Below are 19,826 nucleotides of genomic sequence, written 5' to 3'. Positions count from 1 at the left end.
GCCACAAAAGTTTTAGTTTTGGCGAGAGGGTTAGAGAATGAGTAATTTACAAACCCAGTTACCCGCAGATACATGGATTTGCACTTCTTGGGGTGAGTATGAGCAAATAATCGCTAACTTGCTGAATGAAAAGGCAAAGAGTTACTACTACAAGGGGTATATGAGACTGGAGATGGCACCAGTTAGTTTTGATCACGGTCAAGATCATGTTGTAATTATTTTTGCAGTAACTCTATTTGCCGCACTTAGAGGAATTTTAGCAAGAGGTTTAGACACTACCACTTTTCGTAAAACTGGTATTCAGGATTGTCAACCTGATGTGGCGTATTACCTCAGAGAACACGCCCAAACTATCCCAACTGGTACAGGGATTGTCAAACTTGATCGGTATCCTGCACCAGATTTAGTGATTGAGATTGCTAAAAGTTCATTGTTGGATGATTTGGGGACAAAGCGATCGCTTTATGAAGAATTGGGTGTTGCGGAATATTGGGTTATAGATGTGGAAAATACCCAAATTATCGCATATAGTATGGCACACCAAGGTAGTAAACGTATTCCAGAATCACAGGTATTACCTGGACTGGGGATGTCTATTTTAGAAGAAGCTTTACGTCGTAGCCGTGAAATGAGTCAATCTGAAGTAGCAACTTGGTTAATGAACCAGTTTCAAAGCATCAAACCAAATCCTCTCCCCTCTTAAACCTCCGCGTACCTTTGTGTTAAAAAAAAGGTGCATTGTCTCCACAACAACACACCCTACAGATTTGATACTGAATTAATCCAATTTACTCAAAACATGAGTCACATCAACCGCTAACTTTTTCCCTAACTTCAGCAATTGACGACATTGATTATTGTCTTCCTTATTGCTCAAACTGGTGATACACAATGGCAGGATTTGACTTTGCAGACAACTGAAATATAACTCTTGCGATTTATGCAAAGAAATACCAATATTTAGCTGATCACTAACATCAATCAAGCGTTCTAAACATTGAATTTCCGTGGCAAAACTACCGTTAGTATCGTGTAACAATTGCCAAAGTAATCGCATGATCAATTGTTCTAATATCTGCTTACCGTCAGGAATATTTAAATGACAATGTAGATGTTTAGCTTCAGTAGCGATCGCTTCTAATTCTACAACATGACTTAAGCTCAATGTCGAATCAGTGATATCTTGCTCAAGCGATCGCAGCGTCAGCATACAACGCGATCCCAAAGCAATCTCCGCAGCTACCTGTAACTCCTGGGGAACCTCTAACTCATCCCGATGAAACGCCATCAAAATACCGTAATTATTCCGATAGACTTGGCTATAAAGTTGGTCTAAGCGAGTCAGTGTTTCCTGACTGAGTAGGCGCATAATCCGGTGACGTTCTTCAGCAAACAGATTCTGCAAGCTGAATGTTTCTTCTTTAAATAGCTGTGTCATCACCAAGATAGTTTGAGCCGCACTAGCCTGTTCTAAAGAACTAAACAGCTTTTCTTTTAACTTGCTGTAGTTACGTCTTCCCGTAAATAATTGAGTGCAGCAGTGGAAATCCCAGCCACCCAAATGCAGCACAGCAAATACTAAACTCTCACTTTCCCAGGTAATTTCCGACACCAGTTGTAAATGTCCTACAGCCAGCGTCAATGATCCCATGCGTTGCAGTTGGTAATCTATCTCATTGACGGTGTAACAATAAACACGCTTTTGGTCAGGATGAGGATATTTAGCTTTTCCAGGATGAGGATTGGGCTTCTCTGTAGATTTATGATTGCCAAATAGAGAAGTAATGGCATAGTGGGCAGCTACTTGCTTCACACTCACTTGGGCAGTTTGCACCAGTTGGCGATAAACTTCCCCACCATGTTTGAAAACATCCACATTACTGGGGGCTAAAGCTAGGCGTTTGAGGAAATTCTTTTCCAACTGCACACCAGCCACATCTCCAGCCAATTCCAAAGCACGGGAAGCATAGCGGAGAATTTGTGTACCTTCTGGGCGAGAAATTTCTTCAAAAAACCAGCCGCAACTGGTGAACATTAGCAAAGCGTGACGCTGCATTTCTAACAGACGCAAAGCATCTACTTGTTCGGCGGCGGTGAGTTTGTGGGTTTGATGGCGAGACAGGAAGCGGTTCACATTAGCAGGAGAGCGATCGCGCATCACTTGAATATATTCATCTCTTGCTAACCAGGGATCATTAAATAGCAGTCCAGCATTTTCTTCATACACATCAATTAGCTGATCCCGCAGCCAGTTTAAAGCATCCCGCAGAGGTCGTCGCCATTTTTGATGCCAAACCCCACCTTCACCACCACAACCACAGTCATCCTGCCATCTATCGACACCGTGGGCGCAACTCCAAGCTGTGGCGGGTTTAATTTCTGCTTCCCAAGTGGGAGTATTCAGGCTGAGATAATGAGCAAAATTTGTCACCGTCCAACCGTGTTTAGGAAATTCGCCGATAAAAGCATAAGCTAAAGTTTTCTCGGTTCCCTTTTTATGGTGTCCAAAGGTTTCCCCATCTGTGGCGACAGAAATTAACTGGGCTGGACGGTGATCCCCACGTACCGCCGAACCGATGCGGCCAGCAAAGTGACTGGAATTATAAACCACATCACTAAAACCCATATCCCGCGAAATGGGACCATCGTAGAAGAAGACATCAATGTAAGGGCGGGTATCAGTGGCGCTACTTTCTTTGAGATAACAGCGATAAGGACGGGTGGGATCAATTTGACTACCGCCAACTTCTAGCCATTCCGGGTGGGGATCATTCTCTGTTGCTAGGGGACGGCAACGCTGCGCCTGAGATGGTGCGAGGATAATAAAGCGAATACCTTCGGCAACCAAAGCTTCTAAAGTGGGGTAGTCCACACCTGTTTCCGCTAACCACATACCTTCGGGATCACGCCCAAAGCGAGAGCGAAAATCTTCTTTACCCCAGCGAATTTGGGTATATTTATCCCGTTCGTTGGCCAGAGGCATAATTATGTGATTGTATACCTGCGCGATCGCATTACCATGACCATGCAAGCGCTGACAACTCTTGATGTCTGCCTCCAAAATGCGCTGATACACCTCAAAATCGTAGCGTTCTAGCCACGACATCAGGGTTGGCCCCATATTAAAGCTGAAATATTCGTAATTATTCACAATTTCTACAACTTCACCCTGGTCATTGCAGACCCTGGCAAAAGCATTGGGGCGATAGCATTCCCAGTGAATGCGTTCATTCCAATCATGGAAAGGTGCAGCACTGGGTTGTCGTTCAATCGCGTCTAAATAAGGGTTTTCTCGTGGTGGCTGGTAAAAATGACCATGCACCGTCACATAAACACCAGTCGCTTGTTTCAGGGGATCATTCTGGTGAGTATCGTGGGGAGTTGAATATGATGTCAAACTTGCGCCAGGGCTAACTGGCCTTTCAGCAGCAGAAGTCATGTATATTTATCCAAATAAAAAACTTACATTTGCGCCGAAACCTGGGATTTAAACCTTACTACAGAGGTTTGAACACAAATCCGGTATACAGCAAAACTATGATGAGAGAATACAGTCCAATTGACGAAAAAACTGTTTGACTAGAGCCGTAAATCTGCGTTATCCCACAGGTACGAGGTTTGTTTATGAGTAGCGTTAGTCAAATATTTTAGAGTCTATTTATTTATTAAACCCCATATTTCGCGGAAAATCCTCGCTCTCATTGATACTTTTGCTACGAAAGTTTGCAAAAACTCCATAAATTGCAATTTTATTTTACATATCGAGTACTAATATAGAAACAGTATAATTTCTCAGGACACCGCAGACACTTCAGAGTATCCTGGTGTCTGTTTGCAAAATATTGCAAATTATCTGTACATGATACTCTCACCTTAAGGTAGCAAATGTCAGTTAAAAATAAACTTTTTCTAGTTTTATTACTGTTTATTCCAGTTTCCCTAACAGCCCACTTTTTGGAGTGGGGAGACTTGGTAGTTTTCATTACAGCTGGTTTAGCAATTCTGCCCTTAGCAGCCTGGATGGGTACCGCGACAGAAGAAATAGCTGTAGTAGTTGGCCCTTCATTGGGAGGACTACTCAACGCCACTTTTGGGAATGCTACAGAATTAATTATAGCTTTAGTCGCCTTGAATGCCGGCTTGGTGGATATAGTCAAAGCCAGTATTACAGGTTCGATTATCAGTAACTTGCTACTGGTGATGGGTTTCTCCATGTTTTTGGGTGGACTGCGTTACAAGGTACAGACATTTCAATCTGTGGTGGCACGGGTAAATGCTTCGGCGATGAATTTGGCTGTAATTGCCATTCTCTTACCAACGGCTGTGAATTATACTTCAGTAGGAATTAATGAAAAAGTTCTGCAGAATCTTTCGCTTGCAGTTGCAGTTGTGTTAATTCTGGTCTATGTGCTGACGCTGCTATTTTCGATGAAAACCCATGCCTATTTATATGATGTGGGTGTTGCAGAGATAGAAGAGGAAGAAACACCTCATACCAAACCTAATATCTGGCTATGGAGTGGTGTGTTGTTAGTATGTACTCTTTTGGTAGCACTGGAATCTGAAATGTTGGTAGGTTCTTTGGAAGTAGCCACATCTCAACTCGGTTTGACATCTCTGTTTACAGGGGTGATTTTGGTTCCCATTATTGGTAACGCGGCTGAACACGCTACCGCAGTCACCGTGGCTATGAAGAATAAGATGGATCTTTCTATCTCGGTTGCTGTGGGATCAAGTTTACAAATTGCCTTATTTGTGGCACCAGTTTTAGTAATAGCTGGATGGATACTTGATAAACCGATGGATTTGGATTTTAACCCCTTTGAATTAGTGGCTGTGGCTGTATCAGTTTTAATTGCCAATAGTATTAGTTCGGATGGTGAATCCAATTGGTTAGAAGGGGTGTTATTATTAGCTGCTTATACAGTTTTGGGGTTCGCTTTCTACTTCCATCCCATAATTGATGGCATTGCTTAGTACCGCCGTCAAGTCATAAGGGCTTGTATTATACCATGTCAGTCCAATATAGCGCAATACTTTTCGGTTAAGGAGTGTAGAGACGTGTCTTTACAAGGGCTTTCGGCTCACTAATTTGCTTAACCGATTAGTATTGTACTATAGCCTCGCTGACGGGGAGGGTTGGAAGTGGGGTTTTTTAACTGATAACGGCTGGAGTTGTCAATTTTTCCGGTCTTTGGTGAGGAGGGCGCATTTCTAAGCCCAACAAATTCAGCATTTCTCGATCAGCGTCATAATCGGGACAGGGCGTAGTGACTGTGAGCATTTGATTATCATCGCTGGAAAAGATCGAATTTGCCCCAGCCATAAAGCATAAAGCTTGTTCGACTTGGGAAAGTCTGGCTCTACCAGCGCTAAGACGCACATCAGAATTTGGCATGATCATTCTGGCTGTGGCTATCATGCGTACTACGTCCCAAATGGGGACATCTGGTTGATTTTCTAGGGGTGTACCTGGGACTTGGGAAAGAATATTAATGGGTACGGACTCTGGATGAGGATGTAAATTGGCGAGAGTTTCTAGCATTCCCACACGATCCTCGACACTTTCGCCTAAACCAAGAATACCGCCAGAACATACAGTTACATTTGTCTGTCGGACATTATCAATTGTATTCAGGCGATCGCTATAGGTTCTCGTGGTAATAATAGTACTGTAATGTTCTTCAGAAGTATCCAAATTATGGTTATAAGCATATAGTCCCGCCGCTTCTAAGCGTTTCGCCTGATTTGTGGTCAGCATTCCCAGAGTACAGCAGACTTCTAAACCCATGTCGGTAACATCTTTGACCATTTCCAAAACCGTGTCAAATTGTGAGTTATCCCGCACTTCCCGCCAAGCTGCACCCATGCAAACGCGACTTACACCCGTTGCTTTGGCTTTTTGGGCAATTTTAATAACTGTTTCCTTTTCTAACAGTGCTTGGGGCTTGACTTCTGTTTGATAGCGGGAAGACTGGGCGCAATAGCCACAATCTTCGGGACAAGCACCAGTTTTAATTGAAATCAGCTTACAAACTTGTATTTTTTTTGAATCATGATATTGGCGATGCACGCTAGCAGCTTGATAAATCAGCTCTAGGAATGGCGTGTTGTATATCGCCTGAATCTCTGCTTTCTGCCAATCGTAGCGTATTCCCACCGACATCACTATCCTTTTTATAAACTGGATTGGTCAAGAGCCATCTGCTGTTGGATCTTTAAAAATACAGCGTTGGGATTAAATAATCTCAATCTGATTGCTGTAGATATTAGAAATCAGCTTACCAATATTTTGGTAATCTGGCAGATTGATTGTAAAAATAATTACTTTTATGAAATCAGAACTACCACTCATCACGAGCGATCGCTTGACATTAAGAATTGCTATTAAAAAGGATATCCCACAATTAATTACATATTTCTCTGAGAATAGGACTTATTTTACACCATTTTATCCTATTTTACTTGATCATCTCTTTACAGAAGAGTATTGGCAATATCAAATTGAAAATAATGTCTTGGAGTTTATCCATGACCAATCATTAAAGCTGTTTATTTTTCCCAGAAAAAAGTCAAATAAAATTATTGGCACGATCAATTTTAGTAACTTTATCCGGGGCGCGGCACATTTTTGTTATGTAGGATATAGTTTAGCAGAATCTGAGCAAGGTAAAGGGTATATGACAGAGGCCTTAAAAGCCGCAACTGATTATGTATTTGAAGAATTAAATTTTCATCGCATCATGGCTAATTATATGCCGCATAATCGGCGCAGTGGTAATGTTTTAAAAAGACTCGGTTTTGTGGTAGAAGGATACGCAAGAGATTATTTATTAATTAATGGTAAATGGGAAGATCATATTCTGACAAGTTTAGTAAATCCTAATTGGAAATCAGAGGATTTTTCGGAATAACTAATATTTATGTCCAAGAAAAAAGGGAAACAACATTAATTCAAAGTTTGTAGTAAGGACTTTAGTCCTTATTGGAGCGCTTCAGCCCTCACTAAGAAACAATCTCAATATTTTTTACATTAATGAATGTACTTTGATTTATTCTCGCCCACTTACTTATCCGTAGGGTATTTAATTGTTAATTCGGAGCAAAGCGACGTAACTGCCGCCCGGCGGTGATCGTGATTTTTTGTACTTAGCTGCAATGAATAAAATAAGATTTTTTCAAAAAATAGCTGAATGGGGGTTAAAAATTGTACAACTTATCACGGAATTGATGATATCTAAAAGTGCTGATTAACTAGGAATTAGCAAGTTTTATTACTGACTCAATTATTTTATGAACATATTTATTTACTGCTCTAAATTACTGAGGAAATTGATGAGACTTTGGGAGGAAGACAGCAAGTAATAGGTCACTGTACATTAAACTAACTTAAATTTAAATATAGTAGTTGTTGCTTGAGTATGTATGAGAAGAATTAATTAACCACAGATGAACAAAAATAATTCTGTATCTAGCAGTTTAGGAAACGCTATACTAATCAAATTTACACTTACTATATCTGAATATTATAAATCTTGTGAAATTGGCATCCTATCGACTTCATACTGAGACAAAATCTACTATAAATTCATTGATGTAACTGTAATACGTGATGATTTATAAATAATACTGGCAAATAAAAATTACATGATTCCTAGTATGTTTTAGTATAAAGCATTTCAGACTCATAACACGTTTGTTTGTCAAATTAGAGTTTAGGTTGTTGATAAAATGAATGATGATGAGCGAAATCAGTCTGCTGATGACGGGTATATTAACTGCAAAACGACTATCTTTACCCAATAAATTACCGCAGCCGCAACCATTAGCAAGGGGAAATAGCTGGGAAAACCTCACACAGAATAACTTAACTCAATTAGTTGCCAATCCTGAAATTACACCACCGGAGTTTATCGAAACAGATAAAACTAATTTCCAAACTTCATCTGCATCTTATTTAGCTAAGGACAAACTCTTTGAGAAAATTACAAAACGGTATCTGTCTCCAGGTTTGTTAGTTCTAGCTAAAAACTATAATGCCCCAGTTACAATCAATCATAGTATCAAGATAGCAGCGCGATCGCCAAGATTTAGCGGACCACCTCTGCCAATTCTGCGTTTTGGGAATTCCGGTACTTCTGTGAGAATTTTACAAAGGTTGTTAGTTGCTAACGGCTATGCAATTCGAGTTGATGGGGCTTTTGGTCCTCTGACTGAAACAGCTGTTAAAGCCTTTCAAAATCAGCGTAGTATCGGGGTAGATGGAGTAGTGGGGCCAGTTACTTGGCAACATTTAAGCATTTAGTCAGTTGTCAGCGTGGAAATTAACAACTAACAACTGACTAATTATGTGTCTAACGATGCTGATGCTGCTCTAATAATTCTTGGGCTTTGGGTTTGTAAATTAGATAGAACAAAGCTTCTAGATAGCGCAACAAATCTTCCCGATTTTCCTTGGAAGTAAAGTTCCAAAAGCCATAAATCCTTGCTAAAGATAACAGCTTGGTGGTATGAATTTTCCAAGTATATGTAGTTAATACCCGTTTAATTCCTTCTTCAGAAACGGCATTCCAATAGTGAGAACTTTGATCACATTTGGTAACAAATTCTAAGATTTTTTCGGCTGTTTCCTCTAAATTTGTGGGGTTAATGTAAAAGCCATTGATCTTATCTTGAATAATTTCTAGTGGCCCACCAAATTGGGTCGCAAAGGTTGGTAGTCCTGAAACCATAGATTCTAAGATTGTCAAACCAAAGGCTTCAAATAAAGCTGGTTGGATAAAGATACCTTTACGGTCAGCAATTACTCGGTAAATTTCACCGGAATCAGATTTGCTTAAGCGTACACCTAACCAACGAATTTTACCGTAAAGATTGTACTGTTCAATGATTTGATAGAGCTTGATAATTTCGTCCCGTTCTTCGTTGTCGCCTGAATCTTCTACACGCAACTTACCAGCGATTAATATGAGGTTGCAATGTTCTTGCAATTCTGGACTCTGACCATAGCATTCGGCTAAACCTGTGAGGTTTTTAATCCGGTCAAGACGTGCTACGGAGAACAGAGGGCGTTTTGTGGGATCATCAAGTTTACCAAAAATTTGGTTGGAATCTTCCAAGGTGAAGAGGATATCAGCCAGGCGATCGCTATCAGCTTCTACTCGGTCTTGCTTGCGTGTGTATGGGAAGTAGTAACTCTCGTTGACTCCAGGAGGTACAACGTTAAACTTAGGACTAAATAATTCAATCCCGTTGACTACGTGGTATAACTCCGGCATGGTGAAGCATTTGTAAGACTCGTATTGTCCCACACTATCCGGTGTCCCGACAATTTCTTGATAGGTACTGCTAACTACGAAATTTGCCGCATTCATAGCAATCAAATCGGCGGTAAATTGCAAGGAGAAATGATATTTATCTTCTAAGTCTTCCCAATACAGGTTACTAAATAGGTATTTGGATTTTTCCAAAGCATGAGCGATATTGCACTGAGTTACATTCATCCGTCGTGCTAACAGAAACGCCACCAAGTTACCATCAGAGTAGTTACCCACAATTAAGTCGGGTCTACCTTGAAATTCTGCGAGGAGTTCTTTTTCGGAGTCAATAGCAAAAGTTTCTAAATAAGGCCAAAACTCAAATCGGGAAATCCAGTTTTGCGTCATGTTGGGGTTGAATTCCCGCAGAGGTACGCGCAAAATCCAGGCGTTTTCTGTACCGTGAACTTTTTCTAGCCGTTGATTACACAATGTCCCGTCACTATTGGGAATCAAGCGGGTGAGAATAATCACTTTAGGCTCAACGTTCAGTCCATCTAAACCAGCAAGTTGAGCATCTTCTTGGAGTTGTTTTTCTAGATTCTTGGCTTGGTCGAGGACATAAACCACTTGTCCACCAGTGTCAGGACGACCCAAAACCCCTTCTTGACCGAACCAACCATGCGCCGATACCAGGACGATTCTAAAAATCATCGGGATGCGAGAGATAAAGGCTTCGATGGTTTGGGGATCAGGAGAATCAATCAGTTCATCTAAAATATCAAGGGTGTCACGTACTCGTGAAGCTGTGTTACCCCAACCCGGTTCAAAACCGATCATTTGCAATTCAAAGCGGAATTGTTCGTAGGGTTCATCCTTGGGGCGATCGCTTACAAAGGTGATGGCTTTTTTAATTTGGGTGGAAAGTTGCTGTTGAGTTGTGATGCGATCGTTGATGAGCAACTGTACACCGTTATATTGGTGCAGACGCAAGAAATTCAATAAACTGTCCAGCAACTGTTTCGAGTCTTGGAATATTTTGCTGGATAGATAGCGGTTGAGGAATTGCACTCCCTTACCAATATTTTTGGGGTCGCGGATAACTGGGGTGTAGTCATAAAAGGGACCGAAATCTAGTTCGAGCAGATCACCTTCTAGGGGATGATATTTATTCACGAAGCGATCGCGTAGATCCAGCAGTTCCTGTACTGTCATTGGCTCAACGTTCAAATCTTCAGTCAGCCAATACACTTCTTGACTAGCAATTTTAGGACGAATGATAAAACAAAGGTTGGAATCCTCTTGAATAATTTCCTGAGTATAGTAAATTAGTTTGCCTAAGCGAGAAGAAGCAGCAGCAGTTTCTGACTTCTCGGACTTGGAGCAATAATCAATAAAAACATTCAGGATGTCGTTACGCAGCAAATAATTTTTTTCTTCCTGGCGTAACTGACTCACGAAGGAACGCAAATCGCTTTTTTCTTCGCTATCCAGGATTGCTTGGATCAATTCAGACATGATAACCCCTAACGTTGGTTTTATATTTTTGACTTGTAGGACAGAGCTAACACCTCCCCTTTCCACCTAATCACATATAAACACAAACAAACACAGACGAATTCTCTATCTGTGTTCCTTAGTTCATCTATAACCAGGCTTCTCAATTCGTGTTTCCCTCTAGCTAGAATATCTGATACTCAGTATTATTCACTCTAACTCAGGACGGACAATTTATCTTCCTCTTGATACAACCTATATATGTCATGATTCTCACACAAAGTTGAAAAAACATGAAAAATCTTCCCAAAAACTATTTTTGGGAAATTAATCTTACAAATATATAGTTGCCGCTAACTGGTATGTTTGACCATTTAGATGCAGAAAGCCTACAGTTATTAAGTTAAACTAGGGCGAACGATGGGAATTGAACCCACGAATGGTGGTACCACAAACCACTGCCTTAACCACTTGGCTACGCTCGCCATTCGATATTCCTGATTATAGCACCTTGATCAAAAAATAATCAAGACTTTTTTTCAAGGAACGGATTTTGTTAATTTATAGTCTTTAGACTCCAATAACTATAGAGAATCAAAGCTAGAAGACATGAAAGCACTTGCCATTATAACCTGTTCGGGAGCAGTAGGACTAGCAGCCTTGGGGGTGGCAATGGCCACAACCAATCCTTCTCAGGTTGAATACGAAGAATATGCAGCACAACGGCTCACTGAGTATCTCAAAAAGGACGTTTGCCAAAAAACTACAAATTTCTTAGAAAATCTCATCAAGTCTCAATGCGATACTCTGGTAGATCAAGCCACTCCCCAAATGCGAGAAATCCTGGGACGGAGTACAGAACAGCAGAATTTCCTGATTTTTAGTATTTACAGAACGGATTTAAAACTGAGTTCCTTTATACCTATTTATAAATTTGAAACCGTGGGAGCATTTGATAACTTTTATACCTATACCGCCGAGCAACAATAAGCCAAAAGCTATCCCAACATAGGCTGTCTATATTCCCAAAATCCCCAAAAGGCTCAAGTTTGTACCAAATGTGGTGAACAACTCTTGCTCCAAGACCGTTATTAATGAATGCGGTGTCTTGGCAACGATGACTTTGGCAAAACTTTTGTAGCTGCGAACTATAGCAACTTGCTGAGTAAAAACCAAGTAGGGGCAGGTGAAACTCAAGTTTGGCAATACATCCAGGTTTTAGTCTTAAAGCTACCAACCTGCTACCCTAAAAATAGCTACTAAGAGTGAAATTTTTCCATGACATCTGCGTATTTACTGGTATCCCATGGCAGTCGTGACCCACGCCCAGAAGTTGCTATGCAGCAATTAGCAGGTTTAGTATCTCATAAATTGGGTAATACCAAAAATCTGGTAGGTATAGCTGCTTTGGAATTACAACCCCAGCCTTTATATCAGCAGATTCAAAAATTTGCCACTTTAGTTGATGGGGTGGATTGCTTGCAGGTTGTACCGCTATTTCTGCTACCTGGTGTCCATGTCATGAGGGATATTCCTGATCAAATTGCGCTGGCAAAACAAGCTCTTGGTCAAGATATGATGATTAATCTGCAACCCCATCTCGGTAGTCATCCCAATTTGGTATCATTACTTTCTCAACAAATGGCAACGATGACAGCCGAAACCACAATTTTGTTAGCTCACGGTAGCCGTCGTCCTGATTCTCTAGAACCAATCGAAACCATAGCCACAAAGTTGGGCGCAGTCACCGCTTATTGGGCTGTAGCTCCTAGTTTAGAATCACGGGTACAAGATTTGGTTGCTGCTGGCCAGAGGAAAATTATGATTTTGCCGTACTTTTTATTTACAGGTGGCATTACTGATGCGATCGCTCAGTCCATAGAAAAGCTAAAATTACAATTTCCTGCTGTCACTTTCCAACTGGCAGAACCTTTGGGAGCAAGTGCAGAATTAGCTGAGATCATTGGGGATTTAATAGATACATGAGCCGCACAGAGAAAGAAGCGCAAAAATGTTTGGGTAAGGTTTATTTGCTAGGTGCGGGGCCAGGAGATCCAGGACTCATGACCCTTAAAGGTAAGGGTTTATTAGAATGTGCAGATGTAGTGATTTATGATGCTTTGATCAGTCCAGCAATTCTGGCTATGATTAATCCCCAAGCTGAAAAAATCAATGCTGGTAAGCGCATGGGGAGACATTCATTATTACAGTCAGAAACCACCCATTTATTAATTGAGAAGGCGCAAGAACACGCTGTAGTTGTGCGGCTAAAGGGCGGCGACCCGTTTATTTTTGGTCGTGGTGGCGAGGAAATGGCAGATTTAGTCGCAGCTGGGGTATCTGTGGAAGTTGTGCCGGGGATTACAGCCGGAATTGCGGCTTCTGCCTATGCTGGCATACCTTTAACTCATAGATCATATAGCTCCTCCGTTACTTTTGTGACTGGGCATGAATCAGCAGGTAAGTATAAACCGAAAGTAAATTGGCAGGCGATCGCTCACGGTTCAGAAACCATTGTCATTTATATGGGCATTCACAATCTGCCTTATATTGTGGAAGAGTTAAATCAAGCTGGGTTAGATTTAGAGACACCCATAGCTTTAGTCCGTTGGGGTACAAGACCAGAACAAGAAGAGTTGATTGGCACTTTAGCAACCATTATTGGGCAAGTTGCAGAAACTGGATTTAGCGCTCCTGCGATCGCGGTCATTGGCTCAGTAGTAAATCTGCACAGTATTTTGTCTGGGTGTCGTCCTGTTTAATTCCTAGTCAAATAATAATAAAATTAGGTTGGGTTAGGCGATCGCGCAACCCAACAAGTTAAGGTAAATCTTGCATCTGATTAATTATGACCATCAATCAAAAAAAATTATTCTCGCCAATTATCGATTACTAAAGGATATCCTAATACTTGAATTTTCTGATAATGTTTAGTATTACCTGTTACTAAAACTAAGTTATTGGCGATCGCTATAGAAGCTATTAAAACATCTGCTAATCCTATTGGCTGTCCTGATGTTTCTAAATCCGCTTGAATTAAGCCTGAAATTTCTGCACAGCTTTGGTCTAAAGACAAGATTTCCAGTTGAGACAAATCTGTTAAAAATTCTTGAATGCGGTCATTTCGATTTATTCTCCTCCATCCCTTGATAATTTCGGAAACAGTAATCACAGAAATTGTATGCTGTTGCCATATAGCTCTATAAGTAATAGACTCGACATTAATTTTATAATTTTTACCTTTGCGAATTTCTGATAAAATATCAGTATCAATTAAAGATTTTCTCACACCTAACTTTAGTCTCTATAATTCCTGTGTTTTAAAATATCTGCGACCATTTCATCAACTAATTCAGAATCATCAGCCCATTTACCTATAAATGTATCATTAAGAATTTTTGGTTGCGTGAGATGCCCAATCATTGCTGTAATTAAATCTGATACTTGGCAATTATAGGTTTGTGCCAATTGGTTGATTTTGGCAAAGGTTTCTTGATCGAGTTCTATTTCTAGTTTTTGCATAGGTGATTAAGAAGTTGGAAATTAACAGCTTATATTAATTATAAGTGAATGGACTTTGTTTACCGCCGAAACCAAGAGCGAACCCAACGCCACAACCACGACCAAAAACCACGGCGAGTAACTACAGGCGTTTATGGTTGAGACAGACGCTCAATTGCGTTGTTGCAATTTTGCACATCGGCATCAAGTCCCATTTTTTGATACATTTCACGGGCTTTGCGATAAGCTCCTAGCGCGTCTGATTTCCGGTTGACATCCATTAATGCTCCACCTAAGTTAAGCCACGCATTCGCTTCACCCCTGCGATCACCAATCTTGCCATACTCTATATTCTTTTGTATCTGTAAAGATTGCTGAAGGTATTTAATTGCTTTCTTGGGCTTTCCTAGACGACGATAAATAACACCCAAATTGTTTAAACAATTGCTTTCTCCATTGGGATCATCTGTCTTCTTTCTTATCTGCCAGCATAGATAGTAATATTTAATAGCCTTTTCGTAGTCATTCAATAAGTTATGAGCATTACCCAAGTTGTTTAATGATGTGCCTTCAGCATTGCTATCTTTATTTTCTCTAGCTATCTGCAAAGACCAATTATGGTAAAAAATCGCCTGCTGGTAATCTGTTAGAGCATGGTAGACATTGCCCAAATTTCCCAAAGAAGAGCCTTCAGCATTGTGACTGCGTATCTTGATAGCTATTTGCCAACACTGCTTGTAGTACTCAATCGCCTGTTTATACTGCCCTAATGAGTAGTAGGTATTACCTAATTCATTGATGGAAAACCAATATTTCCAAGTTTCTTGCTCCCCAGTTTTGTCCCACGTTTCTCTCAACTGTCCGTATACATCACCAAGAGTAGTATAATAGCCCTGTAAGGTCAAAAATTCATTGCAGAATAGAATGTTATCAAAAGCCAAATCATAATTTTTTAGTTGAAACCAGTGATAAAAAAGTTCTAAATATTCTTTGATATCTTCTTTAGTCTGCCAAGGTTTTTGTTTAACATTCAAAAGATAGTAATTGATAGCTCTTTGATGCGCCTCTCTTTGATTACCTGCTTTATACCGCACATACTCCAACACCACAGGCTGAAACTCAAATCGCCGTTTACCATTGAGTTTTTCTACCAACAAAGAACGCTTAACCAGATTCCTTAACTCTTGCTCAATTTCTGCTTCTGAACTTCCCAGTAATACTGCCAAAGCTGCTGCGCTATCAATTGCACCACGATAAACACTAATATTCAGCAATAAAGCCTTTTGTAGTTCACTCAATCTTGCAAAACTGGCATCCAATACCAACACCATCCCCACATTTGCCCGGCGATGTACACCTACCACTTGGGGATCTGTCAACAACTGCTGCAAGTTGCCTAAACCTAAATCTGCTAGTCTGCTTAAATCTGGGTCTTGAGAATATTCTTCTTTTAATAAATCAGCTACCAATCTCAACAATAAGGGATGCCCATCTACCAGTTTGACAAACTCGGCTAAATTTCCCCGAATGCCTAATGTAGTTAACAGTGCGACTCCTTCCTCTAATTGCAAACCTTTCAGGGTTAGCCATGCAAAGCCTTTTGGTAATTCTGGTCTTTCCCTAGTGGTGACTATGACTTTACTCTTACTGCCAGATTCCACCCAGGCGTTAAAGAAATCACCATAAAATAGACTTCCCCATTGTCTATCTGCTTGTAATACACTCTCTAAATTGTCAATAATCAGTAAAAATTGATGAGTTCGTAAACACCTAATCAACGCCTCGACTAACTGCGCTTCTTGTTCTGGAACCGAAAAGCCAAACTCTTGTAATACTTTCCTCGCTAAATCGCTAAAACTTGCCCCGTTACCGACATCAGCCCAAAAACGTTTAGGGAAACCCCCAATTTCATCGTAAATTTTAGCGGCCAGCGTAGATTTCCCTGTACCGCCAATGCCTTCTATGCCAATGAGGAACGTATTTTCATCAATTAACCATTGCTGTATTTTGGCAATTTCTTCTGTTCTTCCTTGCCAGTAAGCCAAGCTTTTGGGGGAGTCACCTGCTTTCAAAATCCCTGGTGATTCGGCTTTGGTACTGCGTTCTAGCAATTCGACTATTTCTTGCTGTGCAGTACCATAAACAGCAATATAGTTAGTTACTTTGGGCTGTTAGTATTCCTACTCAAGTCATAGGTTGGCTGATTAACATTGCCTGCTGTATTTATCTGTATACTTTCATCGTAAGATTCAGCATTGAGACTCACAGAGGCATCACTTGATTTTTGTTCTTGCAAAATTTGAGCTATTTCCTCTGCCAGTGCGGTATCAGCATCCAAAATCTTCTTCAATTGCACCCGCAAACTTGCTTGTAAATCTTCATTCTCTGGATTTTCAGCTACATCTGTCGCCGCTTCTTGGGCTGCTTCTTTAGCCTCTACTTTAGGTTGTAACTTACCCCAAATAGCCTTGGCTTTATTCCAACCATCTTCACCAACTTTCTGAGATGCTCCTTCTATGGCTTTATTACCTGCATTCAGCAAAAATGGTAGACAGGGAGCCAGAAGTTTGACGATTAAGCTGATATCCATTTATTTACGCAATTTATCGCGGTTAGTTATACAAATGTATACTAGCGCATCATAATTCTGAATTGCGACAATAGGTTAATACACCAATTACTGATCAGGAATCCAAGTTTCAGGAAAATTTCTTAAAGTCCCCTTTTTTAAGGAAGGCATAAAATGGCACAAATTATCATTGTCGGTGCAGGTCCCACAGGTGCAGCACTAGCTTTACTCCTAGTAAAACGTGGTATTAACGTCACCCTCATTGAAGCTGCAAAAGACTTTCATCGGGTATTTCGCGGTGAGGGTTTAATGCCTAGTGGGTTAGATGCACTCACACAAATGGGACTATCTACACTGTTAGAAGAAATTCCGGCGCGAAAACTCGATGGCTGGGAGTTCATCATTGAGGGAAAACAATTATTTCGCGTAGACGAGCCAATGGGCGCACCTCGTCCTTGTACACTGGTATCACAACCACCACTACTCAAAGCCTTAATTTCCGAAGCTCAAACCCATGATGGATTTGAATTTATCCCAGGTGTTGCTGTTAAAGATTTATTTTGGAGTAATCAGCGTGTTGCAGGTGTGATACTCAGTGATGGGCGACAAATTAAGGCTGATTTAGTGATTGGGGCGGATGGTCGTAACTCAATTGTGCGAGAACGTGCGGGATTAAAATTAGTCAAACAGCCCAAAAATATCGATATTCTCTGGTTTAAGTTGGCAGCTAGTCCCCAGTTTGCAAATGATAATGTGTTTCGGACGATTGTAAATAGGAATCGCATTTTTAGCATATTTCATGGAGCAGAGTCTGATAAACTACATTTAGCTTATGTAATTTCCGCCAATGAAAAAACCGACTACAAACAAGCAAATTGGGCAGAAATTTTCGCCTCACTATCACCCTCATGGTTAGCGGAACATTTCCGTAATTATGCAGATACCATTGAATCTCCTATTAAGCTGTCTGTTGTGGTGGGTTGTTGTCCCCAATGGCACGCACCAGGAATATTACTTCTAGGTGACGCTGCACATCCCATGTCGCCTGTCCGCGCTCAGGGTATAAATATAGCGTTGCGTGATGTGATTGTTGCAGCTAATTATTTAGTACCGATATTGCAAGCAAATGGGGAATACCAAAAGATTGATGCCGCATTATCAAATATTCAAGCAGAACGTCAGCCAGAAATTATCCGCGCCCAGCAACTTCAATTACAGGAAGCTGTACAAGGTGAACTACTGCGAAACAATTCCCTAGTGCGATCGCTCTTGGTACAATTTGCACCCTTACTCCGTACAATAATTAAACAATCTTGGTTAAGGCGACAACGTGAGATGCGCCAGGGCATAACACAGGTTAAATTATTTCAGTAGTTAATATGAATAATAAACAGAAAGATATATTTTTTCAAATTCATCAGAATATACCCAGAGAAGGGCCTGATGATTCAGAATCTTTAAAGATTATCCAAAATAGTGGCTACAAAATTATTAACTATTTTGTCCTCCCAAAATCAGCTTGGTGGAATCATTACTATCAACCTTTAGAAGAAAAATTACAGGGTTTACGAAAGCGTTACCAAGATGATACAGAAGCTCTAGAAGTGATCAATATGGAGCAATCGGAGATTGACCTTTATCGTAAATACTCTGAATATTATAGTTATGTATTTTACATTGTGCAAAAATTGTAAATTATCATTAAATAAGATATTTATGACATTTATTATCAACTAATATGTTGAAAGATTATTTTCAGTAAATCTCCTTGTATAAAAGGTTTAGCTAAAAAGCCTGAAGCTCTCACCAACTTTGCTCTAGCTCTATCAAACAGCCCTGTTTTACCTGTCACCATAATTACAGGCGTATTTTTAAAAGACGAGTGTTTACGTAACAAAGAGCATAGTTCATACCCATCTAAATTAGGCATCTCAACATCTAATAAAATTATGTCCGGCTTGATCCGAACAATTTGCATTAAAGCATTCAAGGAATCGGTAATTGTAATCACAGAAAAAATTTGCTCATCTAAGTAATTTTTAATAGTGGTTAATACCGTAGGACTATCATCAATACAAAGTATTGTGTAAAGTTTTTTGTTGGCGGGTGGTGTTGTTCGCTGACCACTATTATGGGCGTTATGAATATTATTAGTTGATGTAGCGTTAGAGTATGCGGTTTTATGGCCTTCACTAACTCTAGAAGATTTTTGTGCAGGTTGTGTTTGAGGGGATGGCTGATTTAACCGCATAACAGGCGATGTCTCAGCGTAGTTTCCCTCACGGCTATCCTTGTGATACTGTTCGACTAATAAACGGATATTTAGATGACAATACTTGGGCATATCATCTAGAAAGCTTTCCGGAACAAATTCATAACTTCCTTCTTCTAAGTTCAAGAAGGTTTCTAAAACTTCTAACGCCAATTGCTCGATGAGAATTGCTGCTTGAGCAGGGCTAATGTATTTTTGGCTGACTAGCCAACAAATAGCCAGATAATCCGGGTTCGGTATAGCTTGATCTTCAATACCATTTTCAAAAATTGCCTGTAACTGCTCATCGATTCCGTGAGGAAGGGTTGAGATTTGCTGACTCAAGCTTTTCAGGTTTCTGTAAAGCGGCTCAAACATTTTCTCGGAGTAACAGGCATAAATCAGCTTACCCTCTTCTATATAGATTGACCAAGAGCCAGAGGTGCTAAATACTTGTAAACAGCCATTAACAGTCTTGCTAGTGATTTTTTTTAAAAGAGATATGGGTTGAAGTTTCTGAAAAAATCTATATCTACTAATGGGAAGTGTCTTCATCGGCACGGATTTGAGATATAAGTAACAATCAATGTCAAAATTGGCGAATAACCTTTTTGGAATTCACAACGAGATTGTTCAAAATAGCGTTCAGCTAAATATAGCTGTCACATTTGAGTTTAGTACAGAGACTCTTCACCCCTAACTCCTAATTTGCCAATATCTGTTAAGCTATACTTCATCGAATTGGAATTTG

At 40.3% G+C, this 19,826-nt stretch carries 18 protein-coding genes and 1 tRNA gene; 10 read left to right on the top strand and 9 right to left on the bottom strand.

Features of this window, described 5'->3' with window-relative positions:
• Positions 1-37: 37 nt before the first annotated feature.
• Positions 38-703: a Uma2 family endonuclease gene (locus VB654_RS02115; protein ID WP_323211725.1), complete on the top strand. Its 666-nt coding sequence runs from the start codon at positions 38-40 to the stop codon at positions 701-703.
• 75 nt (positions 704-778) lie between these two features.
• Here VB654_RS02115 and VB654_RS02110 read toward each other — a convergent pair whose 3' ends face one another.
• A complete protein-coding gene (locus VB654_RS02110; RefSeq protein WP_323211723.1) occupies positions 779-3,439 on the bottom strand; it encodes a DUF3536 domain-containing protein in 2,661 nt (886 codons plus the stop codon).
• A 446-nt stretch (positions 3,440-3,885) separates the two neighbouring features.
• Here VB654_RS02110 and cax point away from each other — a divergent pair, with 446 nt between their 5' ends.
• Positions 3,886-4,977, top strand: a complete 1,092-nt coding sequence (gene cax, locus VB654_RS02105) for a calcium/proton exchanger (RefSeq protein ID WP_323211721.1) — start codon at positions 3,886-3,888, stop codon at positions 4,975-4,977.
• A 178-nt stretch (positions 4,978-5,155) separates the two neighbouring features.
• Here the strand turns inward: cax and bioB are convergent, their stop codons facing one another.
• Positions 5,156-6,166 (bottom strand): biotin synthase BioB, encoded by a 1,011-nt coding sequence (bioB, locus tag VB654_RS02100; protein ID WP_323211720.1) that lies wholly within the window; start codon positions 6,164-6,166, stop codon positions 5,156-5,158.
• Between the two features lie 166 nt (positions 6,167-6,332).
• Between bioB and rimJ the strand changes: the two genes are divergently transcribed.
• Together rimJ and VB654_RS02090 are read left to right on the top strand one after the other, a co-directional pair.
• Positions 6,333-6,914, top strand: a complete 582-nt coding sequence (gene rimJ, locus VB654_RS02095; protein WP_323211718.1) for a ribosomal protein S5-alanine N-acetyltransferase — start codon at positions 6,333-6,335, stop codon at positions 6,912-6,914.
• Between the two features lie 821 nt (positions 6,915-7,735).
• Positions 7,736-8,305 carry a peptidoglycan-binding domain-containing protein gene (locus VB654_RS02090; protein WP_323211716.1) on the top strand — a complete coding sequence of 190 codons (570 nt, stop codon included), beginning with the start codon at positions 7,736-7,738 and terminating at the stop codon, positions 8,303-8,305.
• 49 nt (positions 8,306-8,354) lie between these two features.
• Here VB654_RS02090 and VB654_RS02085 read toward each other — a convergent pair whose 3' ends face one another.
• Both VB654_RS02085 and VB654_RS02080 read right to left on the bottom strand, forming a co-directional pair.
• Positions 8,355-10,775, bottom strand: a complete 2,421-nt coding sequence (locus VB654_RS02085; protein WP_323211714.1) for a sucrose synthase — start codon at positions 10,773-10,775, stop codon at positions 8,355-8,357.
• 391 nt (positions 10,776-11,166) lie between these two features.
• A tRNA-His gene (locus VB654_RS02080) sits at positions 11,167-11,239 on the bottom strand.
• Positions 11,240-11,363: 124 nt separating this feature from the next.
• On the opposite strand from VB654_RS02080, the gene VB654_RS02075 reads away from it, so the two are divergent.
• The 4 genes from VB654_RS02075 (at position 11,364) to cobA (ending at position 13,516) form a co-directional block, all read left to right on the top strand.
• Positions 11,364-11,744, top strand: coding sequence for a DUF4359 domain-containing protein (locus VB654_RS02075; RefSeq protein WP_323211713.1), 381 nt, complete (start codon positions 11,364-11,366; stop codon positions 11,742-11,744).
• 18 nt (positions 11,745-11,762) lie between these two features.
• Complete coding sequence (locus tag VB654_RS25185; RefSeq protein ID WP_416235650.1) at positions 11,763-11,849, top strand: hypothetical protein; 87 nt, start codon at positions 11,763-11,765, stop codon at positions 11,847-11,849.
• 183 nt (positions 11,850-12,032) lie between these two features.
• A complete protein-coding gene (locus VB654_RS02070; protein WP_323211712.1) occupies positions 12,033-12,740 on the top strand; it encodes a sirohydrochlorin chelatase in 708 nt (235 codons plus the stop codon).
• Positions 12,737-13,516 carry a uroporphyrinogen-III C-methyltransferase gene (gene cobA, locus VB654_RS02065; protein WP_323211711.1) on the top strand — a complete coding sequence of 260 codons (780 nt, stop codon included), beginning with the start codon at positions 12,737-12,739 and terminating at the stop codon, positions 13,514-13,516. Before VB654_RS02070 ends, cobA begins: the two co-directional genes overlap by 4 nt.
• Positions 13,517-13,623: 107 nt before the next feature.
• On the opposite strand, the gene VB654_RS02060 is transcribed toward cobA, so the two are convergent.
• The 4 genes from VB654_RS02060 to VB654_RS02045 all read right to left on the bottom strand — a co-directional run bounded on the left by VB654_RS02060 (position 13,624) and on the right by VB654_RS02045 (position 16,845).
• Positions 13,624-14,043, bottom strand: coding sequence for a PIN domain-containing protein (locus VB654_RS02060; protein ID WP_323211709.1), 420 nt, complete (start codon positions 14,041-14,043; stop codon positions 13,624-13,626).
• Positions 14,044-14,051: 8 nt separating this feature from the next.
• Positions 14,052-14,276: a hypothetical protein gene (locus VB654_RS02055; RefSeq protein WP_323211707.1), complete on the bottom strand. Its 225-nt coding sequence runs from the start codon at positions 14,274-14,276 to the stop codon at positions 14,052-14,054.
• Positions 14,277-14,407: 131 nt separating this feature from the next.
• Positions 14,408-16,366 (bottom strand): tetratricopeptide repeat protein, encoded by a 1,959-nt coding sequence (locus VB654_RS02050; protein ID WP_323211706.1) that lies wholly within the window; start codon positions 16,364-16,366, stop codon positions 14,408-14,410.
• 47 nt (positions 16,367-16,413) lie between these two features.
• A complete protein-coding gene (locus VB654_RS02045; protein WP_323211705.1) occupies positions 16,414-16,845 on the bottom strand; it encodes a hypothetical protein in 432 nt (143 codons plus the stop codon).
• A gap of 153 nt (positions 16,846-16,998) precedes the next feature.
• Between VB654_RS02045 and VB654_RS02040 the strand changes: the two genes are divergently transcribed.
• On the top strand, positions 16,999-18,198 hold the full coding sequence (locus tag VB654_RS02040; protein WP_323211704.1) for an FAD-dependent oxidoreductase: 1,200 nt from the start codon (positions 16,999-17,001) through the stop codon (positions 18,196-18,198).
• A 5-nt stretch (positions 18,199-18,203) separates the two neighbouring features.
• The gene (locus VB654_RS02035; protein WP_323211703.1) at positions 18,204-18,518 is read left to right on the top strand and encodes a hypothetical protein; all 315 of its coding nucleotides are present in this window, start codon (positions 18,204-18,206) and stop codon (positions 18,516-18,518) included.
• Between the two features lie 35 nt (positions 18,519-18,553).
• Here VB654_RS02035 and VB654_RS02030 read toward each other — a convergent pair whose 3' ends face one another.
• Positions 18,554-19,630, bottom strand: coding sequence for a response regulator (locus tag VB654_RS02030; RefSeq protein WP_323211702.1), 1,077 nt, complete (start codon positions 19,628-19,630; stop codon positions 18,554-18,556).
• Positions 19,631-19,826: the final 196 nt, after the last annotated feature.

The organism is Nodularia sp. UHCC 0506, from assembly GCF_034931045.1.
Lineage (GTDB): Bacteria > Cyanobacteriota > Cyanobacteriia > Cyanobacteriales > Nostocaceae > Nodularia.
The sequence above is the reverse complement of the archived record's forward strand: the minus strand, read 5'-3'. Positions and strand labels throughout refer to the sequence as shown.

What these genes read in the sequence shown, in the direction of transcription:
- VB654_RS02075 (WP_323211713.1), top strand. Translation starts at nt 11,364, where the DNA reads ATGAAAGCACTTGCCATTATAACCTGTTCGGGAGCAGTAGGACTAGCA.
- VB654_RS02090 (WP_323211716.1), top strand. Translation starts at nt 7,736, where the DNA reads ATGATGATGAGCGAAATCAGTCTGCTGATGACGGGTATATTAACTGCA.
- VB654_RS02030 (WP_323211702.1), bottom strand. Translation starts at nt 19,630, where the DNA reads ATGAAGACACTTCCCATTAGTAGATATAGATTTTTTCAGAAACTTCAA.
- VB654_RS02045 (WP_323211705.1), bottom strand. Translation starts at nt 16,845, where the DNA reads ATGGATATCAGCTTAATCGTCAAACTTCTGGCTCCCTGTCTACCATTT.
- VB654_RS02055 (WP_323211707.1), bottom strand. Translation starts at nt 14,276, where the DNA reads ATGCAAAAACTAGAAATAGAACTCGATCAAGAAACCTTTGCCAAAATC.
- VB654_RS02110 (WP_323211723.1), bottom strand. Translation starts at nt 3,439, where the DNA reads ATGACTTCTGCTGCTGAAAGGCCAGTTAGCCCTGGCGCAAGTTTGACA.
- bioB (WP_323211720.1), bottom strand. Translation starts at nt 6,166, where the DNA reads ATGTCGGTGGGAATACGCTACGATTGGCAGAAAGCAGAGATTCAGGCG.
- VB654_RS02040 (WP_323211704.1), top strand. Translation starts at nt 16,999, where the DNA reads ATGGCACAAATTATCATTGTCGGTGCAGGTCCCACAGGTGCAGCACTA.
- VB654_RS02085 (WP_323211714.1), bottom strand. Translation starts at nt 10,775, where the DNA reads ATGTCTGAATTGATCCAAGCAATCCTGGATAGCGAAGAAAAAAGCGAT.
- cobA (WP_323211711.1), top strand. Translation starts at nt 12,737, where the DNA reads ATGAGCCGCACAGAGAAAGAAGCGCAAAAATGTTTGGGTAAGGTTTAT.
- rimJ (WP_323211718.1), top strand. Translation starts at nt 6,333, where the DNA reads ATGAAATCAGAACTACCACTCATCACGAGCGATCGCTTGACATTAAGA.
- VB654_RS02115 (WP_323211725.1), top strand. Translation starts at nt 38, where the DNA reads ATGAGTAATTTACAAACCCAGTTACCCGCAGATACATGGATTTGCACT.
- VB654_RS02035 (WP_323211703.1), top strand. Translation starts at nt 18,204, where the DNA reads ATGAATAATAAACAGAAAGATATATTTTTTCAAATTCATCAGAATATA.
- VB654_RS02070 (WP_323211712.1), top strand. Translation starts at nt 12,033, where the DNA reads ATGACATCTGCGTATTTACTGGTATCCCATGGCAGTCGTGACCCACGC.
- cax (WP_323211721.1), top strand. Translation starts at nt 3,886, where the DNA reads ATGTCAGTTAAAAATAAACTTTTTCTAGTTTTATTACTGTTTATTCCA.